This is a genomic window from Pseudomonas sp. HY2-MNA-CIBAN-0224, assembly GCF_040310285.1.
GTDB classification, from domain to species: Bacteria; Pseudomonadota; Gammaproteobacteria; order Pseudomonadales; family Pseudomonadaceae; genus Aquipseudomonas; species Aquipseudomonas helleri.
The window spans coordinates 1-281 of sequence record NZ_JBEOPQ010000414.1 but is presented as its reverse complement, the minus strand read 5'-3'; the positions used below and the strand labels follow the sequence as shown (position 1 = coordinate 281).

The window sequence follows — 281 nt, the reverse complement described above, 5'->3', positions numbered from 1 at the left end:
CTATACAGGCTTCGAACTGTTGAACTGTTAGTCTTTAGGCTACGAAGCAGACATATAAATCTTTTCCTTTAAACATTCTAAGGTAGTCTTGAGCTTTAATTATACTATCTTCAACACTACTGCCTTCATAAAACCAGTTTTCATAAAATGGAGCAAAATTTTCAGATGAATTTTTGATATAAATATCACCACCTAAAATTAGTACTCTATTAGTTCTGTAAACCTCTAAAACACTATCCACTTCATGTATAGGGAAAGCGAAATTCTCAATACCATTACCC

1 protein-coding gene is annotated in these 281 nt (G+C 32.4%); it reads right to left on the bottom strand.

Annotated elements, in window-relative coordinates; genetic code table 11:
* Positions 1–34 precede the first annotated feature (34 nt).
* Positions 35–281 (bottom strand): Imm40 family immunity protein (gene imm40 / locus AAEZ03_RS26975; RefSeq protein ID WP_350582878.1); only part of this gene is annotated, 247 nt, incomplete at its 5' end.